This is a genomic window from Mesorhizobium sp. M7A.F.Ca.US.002.01.1.1 (assembly GCF_004022955.1).
Taxonomy (GTDB): Bacteria; Pseudomonadota; Alphaproteobacteria; order Rhizobiales; family Rhizobiaceae; genus Mesorhizobium; species Mesorhizobium ciceri.
Genome location: NZ_RZQE01000401.1, coordinates 1 through 5,505, shown reverse-complemented (window position 1 = coordinate 5,505; position 5,505 = coordinate 1). Strand labels below are relative to the sequence as shown.

Annotated in this window: 4 protein-coding genes and 1 pseudogene; 1 reads left to right on the top strand and 4 read right to left on the bottom strand. The window is 58.7% G+C overall.

Annotated elements, in window-relative coordinates; translation table 11 throughout:
• Positions 1–683 (bottom strand): PAS domain S-box protein (locus tag EN932_RS27840; RefSeq protein WP_128369222.1); only part of this gene is annotated, 683 nt, incomplete at its 3' end.
• A gap of 213 nt (positions 684–896) precedes the next feature.
• Between EN932_RS27840 and EN932_RS27835 the strand changes: the two genes are divergently transcribed.
• Positions 897–1,604: a helix-turn-helix transcriptional regulator gene (locus EN932_RS27835; RefSeq protein ID WP_013533112.1), complete on the top strand. Its 708-nt coding sequence runs from the start codon at positions 897–899 to the stop codon at positions 1,602–1,604.
• Positions 1,605–1,685: 81 nt separating this feature from the next.
• Here the strand turns inward: EN932_RS27835 and EN932_RS27830 are convergent, their stop codons facing one another.
• The 3 genes and pseudogenes from EN932_RS27830 to EN932_RS27820 all read right to left on the bottom strand — a co-directional run.
• Positions 1,686–2,726 (bottom strand): glycosyltransferase family 2 protein, encoded by a 1,041-nt coding sequence (locus tag EN932_RS27830; protein ID WP_127366183.1) that lies wholly within the window; start codon positions 2,724–2,726, stop codon positions 1,686–1,688.
• Complete coding sequence (locus EN932_RS27825) at positions 2,723–4,090, bottom strand: lipopolysaccharide biosynthesis protein (RefSeq protein ID WP_013533110.1); 1,368 nt, start codon at positions 4,088–4,090, stop codon at positions 2,723–2,725. The genes EN932_RS27830 and EN932_RS27825 overlap by 4 nt, the downstream gene beginning before the upstream one ends.
• Positions 4,091–4,274: 184 nt before the next feature.
• A pseudogene (locus EN932_RS27820) lies at positions 4,275–5,505 on the bottom strand (exopolysaccharide biosynthesis protein); the annotation flags it as partial.

Here is a 5,505-nt window from a genome sequence, read left to right as displayed (position 1 = left end):
GCCAAAGACAGGGCCAATCTTGTCCACAAAATCGTGCCGTCTCTTCTCAGGAGACGGATCTCCGAGCCGAACGAAGTCGTGTCTTTCAGGCGAGTCAACGCTTCCGCCAAGGTGTGGTTGTCGTCGGGGTGGACGAGTGCGCTGAGCGGCAGACTTGAAAGCTCCTCCTCGACATACCCTGTCATCTCACAAAGACGCTTGTTGGACCGTTGCAACTCTCCGTTCTCATTCATGTTGGCAAAGCCAATGGCGGCACGTTCGAATGCCCAGCGATACCTGTTTTCGGTTGCTTCCAAGGCCGCGAGTCTAGCCTCCGCAACCTGCAAAAGGGTGCGGTAGTCCTGCCTCTGCCGGTGGAAAGTCAGGGCGATCATCCCCCCTGCAACCAGCAGCAGAATGGCTTGAACCCAAAGGCCGACATCGATTGGATGGTGCAGGACATCCCGCGTCAACAAGCCGACGGCAACCATCACAAATGTTGCCGCAAGAGCGATCATGCGATCTTCGAGATATGAGATGGCAATAATGGCGGGAACAAACTCAAAAAAGCCGATGTCGTATGCCACAGAGGTCGGCAGCGCTGTCTCGACTGCAAGTGTCGCTATCAGGAGCGACATCGAGGCAAGGCGGGTCAGCAACTTGCCTGAGCTGTTCGGATGCAAACTGAGCGAATGCAAACGCATGTGCCAGACTATAACCTTCTGACTAGTCCGTCGAGATTAGACCGAAAAGCGTACAGACTAGTCCGACCGCAGGATTGTTCCCCGGGATTGTAGCGCGCATTTTGTCCGATGTCGGGGGCGGATCGGACCGCTACTCTCCAAGCGACCTGACTGACATGTTTAAGGCACCTCCTTTTGACTGGGAGGCGTTGCCGTTTTGCGGGAGGTAAGAAAATGGCACTGGTTGGTAGGCAAGATGATGGAATTCTTGGTCGCCAATATGGAAGTTTCGGGGGAAAGCCTGTCTCCGCCTTGAGAACGCAAGGTGAGCATGCTTCCGCTTGGCATCAAGCACCGCAACGGTTCGACAGCGTTGCTGTCGAGCCACGGCAGAGCAGCCTTGCATCTGTGGTGAGAATGCTTGATCGCATCGGTTGTGGCTACCTGATCCTGAACAGCGACAGGAAGGTCATGGAGTGGAATTCAGCCGCTCAAAACACCTTGGAGCGCGAAGGCGAGGCAGCCGATACGGCCAGCAAGGTATTTGCTGCGCTGAGACGGCTGATCGCAAACGTGCCGGGCAATTTTTCTCCTGGCACGCTTTCATGGGTGGTGATCCGAGGTATGGGCGACAGGCCCCTGATATTGAACGAGAAGGGCATAGCAACGCCTGACGCGACAAGCATCGTGGCGCTGCTGGATCGTGAAAACAGGTCCGGGCCAAATCCCCAGACGCTGCAAAGAATGTTTGGTCTGACGAGTGCCGAAACGCAGCTCGCACTGCGCTTGGCGCAGGGCGATGCCCCTTTGGAAATAGCCCGCAAGCGGCGCTTGAGCCGGACCACGATAAGGTCGCAGCTGGCGTCGCTGTTCGCCAAGACCGAAACACGGCGACAGGCGGAACTGGTAGCTCTTCTTGGGCGCATATGCGTTTTGCCGTGAGGCAAACGCCTTTACCATGCGCGCGCACAACAGGCTTGTGCGCGCAATCTGTCGCTGATGTGCTTGTCGGCCAGCCTCACCTTACCGCCGTCGCGTGCGCACCCGGCCCAATCTTGGGCGGATTGCAAACACGTGATTAAGCACGTGCCAGCCCGCCACCTTCATGACGGAAGGCCGGAAGATCTGAATCCCATCCAGGAACGTAGTCAACCAGGACTGCTGGTGGAACCGCATGGGAATACGAGCAACCCGCAGCGCCCGCAGCAATGTCTCGGGAGGCGGGAGATGGTTGCGGTCTTTGATGAGATTCCAGTTAAGCTGCTTGACGGCGAGAGTCACTTCGTCGACCTCGCGGAAACTCTTTGACGTGGTAATGCTTGGATGGCTCGTTGCATCATAAAAGGTAAGCGGATCGCTTATCGCCACCATGTCCCCATGGCTGGCTAGATCGACGAAGAACAGTTGATCCACTCCGGCCGGAATCTCTTTGTGCGTGCGCATCAAGCAGCCGGCACGAATGACGTCGCTGTTGATCAGCAATGTGGATGGAATGATCCCCAGGCAGCGTGTCGCGCGCACCAGATAGAGGTCCATCAGGCACTGCTGGCTGGAATAAAGGGAGATCGCTTCCTGCTCCTTGGGGACTTGGCGAAATCTCACTCGCTTGTCCTCGATTATGTTTGCGGCAGACGTCATGAAGGCGACCGACGGGTGCTGTTTGGCAACTTCGGCGAATGTCCTGAGTGCACCTGGCGCAAGCCAGTCATCGTCGTGCAGCAACTTGATCCACCGTCCAGAGCAAGCCAGCATAGCGTTGTTGGTGTTCTCCACCTGACCGCGACCTCGGCTGTTCTCGATGATGCGGATGCGAGGTTCGCTTCGTGCATAGTCGGTCACGATAGCCCAGGTCTCGCCCTCCGGTCCCTCGTCGTCGCTCACGACCAACTCCCAATCGGAGTAATCCTGACCCAGGACGCTGTCGATCGCCCTGCGGATCGTATCGGGCCGGCGAAAGGTTGGTATCCCGACAGAGATAAAAGGGCGTGACCATGAGACATTGGCACGGTCATGCTGGGTGACCGCAACTGCCGCTTGAAGATTGTCAACCGACGACGAATTCATGGTGTTTTTTCCTCGAGACATTCATGTTGGATGCACGTTGCAGCGCCTGCTGGTTGAGGGTCGTGGGTCAACAAATACAGCGATGCTGCCATTTTCAGAGCGAAACCCGACGCGCCGCCGGCGGCCATGAAATAGATGACGGTGACTGGCTGCCAGCCCGCCTGGGCGCCGGCGAGCAACGGGCCAAACACGAGAACTGCTCGTGCGAGGTCGATGACCAGTCTTGTTCCTTGCCGACGTAGCAGAGCGGGAACGTCGCTAAGCGGAGTCGACAACGCTTGTGCCGCGCCCATCAGCGCCAGTGCGGTCATGATTTCCGCGGTGGGCATCCAAGGCTCGCCCAGGAGCGGAACGACCACATAGGGCGCGGCGAGTCCAAGCAGCAATATCGGCACCGCGGTAAAGCCGGCAGCCAGCAGGAGAAGCCCGCGTGCCACGCCAAGCAGGTGTCCACGATTGTTGTTCTGGTTTGCTTCGGCGACAAAAACATTGCTGAGCGGTGAAGCGATCAGCGTCACTGGACCGGTAACCAGGCGCGTTGCCACGCCCAAATATCCGGCAAATGCGGTGCCGAACAGCCCACCGACAAGAACTGCCGGAAGATTGTTGATCGCTATGCTCGCGAGTGTTGCGGGGATATCGAACAGAGGAAATTTGTATTCCCGCCGGGCCTTTTCGAACACCGCACGCCAGGGTGCCCGGGCGATGCCGCGCAAATCCTCCCAGCTCGTCACCCGATAACCGATATACCCGATAAAGACGAACTGGCTCAAAATATGGGCATGGATCATCGCTTCGCCGCCAAGGTTGGCAATGCCGAAAACCAATTGCAGTGCAGCCATGCTCGCCGGCAGGATCAGCCGCCCAAGGGCAAAGTCGCGCAAAAGCCCAGCACGCAGGCTCCAGCAGTTCATGGCTTCGACCAGACCTGCGCCTCCCATTCCGATCGGAATGAGCCAGGCAAGCGAGCCGAGGCGGTTGGGAGCAAGGTTCGACAGCATCTGTCCGGCCGAAAAGGCCAGGACGGTGGTCACGAACACAGCCAAAAGGATAAGCTTGACCGTCACATAGGCCTGGGCGCTCCCCTTAACCCCATAGAGTGACGCCTCGAAGCGCAATGCTGCGACCCCGGCGAGTATGTTCACAATCGACAGATAAATCGTAAAGATGCCGAAATCCGCAGGCGAATAGAGCCGCGCCAAGACCGGAATCGCAGCAAGAAGGGTGAGTTGGCCGACAATTGCCATCGCCGACACTTCACCAGCTGCACGAATGATCGAACCGATCGTGCTCGGCCGAACAGCGATGATGGCTGTGTCGGCCGCGGGAACCATCTTGGGTCTCAGAAGGTCGCTCAGTGCCATCGGTTCGCGCTTCCGAGGGAGGCAAATATCGGGGATTGCCGCAGCCTACGATGCACACCGAACCTTGCCATCATTCACCTGAATGACGCGCTCTGCGGACAGGCTGCACCCTGAATCGTCCGGGCCGCTCCCTGGATGAACCGCCCCCGGATCGTCCGCGGCCCAAGGACGAGCCTGTGCTTGGTCATGCTATCTGCTCGCGCAAGAGGTCGGCGCTATCCTCGAGCCGATATCCAGCATGTTTTTTCAAGTTCACTTGCGTGAGGACGCTGCCGACGGGTACCGCAAGAGAACCGTTGCCCTGAAGGAGTTCCAGCACCCCGCGAGCGAGGGTACGTGGCGTTTTCCTCCATCGGACGGCAAAAAGCACCGCATCAGCCCATCCAGCCAGAAATTTGGCTTCCGGCCGCCCGAGCGCCGACGGCAGGTTTATGATGACGATGCGATAGGTCAAGTGCAGATCCGCCATCACTTTGCCCCCATCCTCGCAGGACAACACCGCCAGCAGATCGTCCGACGGAGCAGCGGTCATCACGTCGATGCCGATTTCATGCAGACTGGCCACGGCGTTTTCCAGGTTGCTGCGATTGCAGACATAGTCAGCGAAGGAATGGCGGCTCTTGCGCTCGCTGAACTGATGCAGGAACTCGAGCGTGAGTTGAACGCCCTTGCGTTCAAGATCGATCAAGAGAACACGGCCGCCCATCCGCGTGCCGGCCAGCGCCAGACTCCATGCGAGCTCGGTCCCCCCATCCTCCGGGACGCTGGAGGTGACAAGCGCCGTGTACGACGAACGAGCCCTCAGCGCATTGGGCGCCGCAGCAATCAGCAACGACGTCACGGCGCGGCTATAGGCGGAGCTGCGCTCGCCCAGGACAAGGGTTCGCAGTCGTTTGGCATGCACCCTGCCTGCTTCGGGAATCTGCCCCATACATGGAACCTTGAGCACCGCTTCCGCCTCGGTCTCACCGCGAAAAGTCCGATCGAAGTGATTGCGCATCGTGACGAAAATCGCGCCCAGTATAGCGAACACAATCATCCCGGGCGGAACAAGGAAGATGGCGGGCAAGGTCTGCGGGATGGTCGGCGGCCATGCCGCCGATAGGATGGAAATTCCAGCCGAGGGAACTCCGATACGCCGCGTCAAATCCTGTTGCCGGCCAAGAAGTTCGTTGTATCGCTGGGTCAGCAAACTGACCTGCGGCTCGAGAACCCGCAACCCGGAAAGCCGGCTGGCGGTGTCGGCCATGACCGCATCCAAAATGGCCTTCCGGCTCTCAAGAGTGGCGATCTGGGCACGGAAAATGTTTGCGTCCGCAGCAATCTTGTCGATGCCTTGTTCGACCTTGCTTTCGGTCAGGTTTCTGAGTTCTTGGTCCGCAGGCGCGCGAGCCTGTCGAGCCGCGAGATCGGCA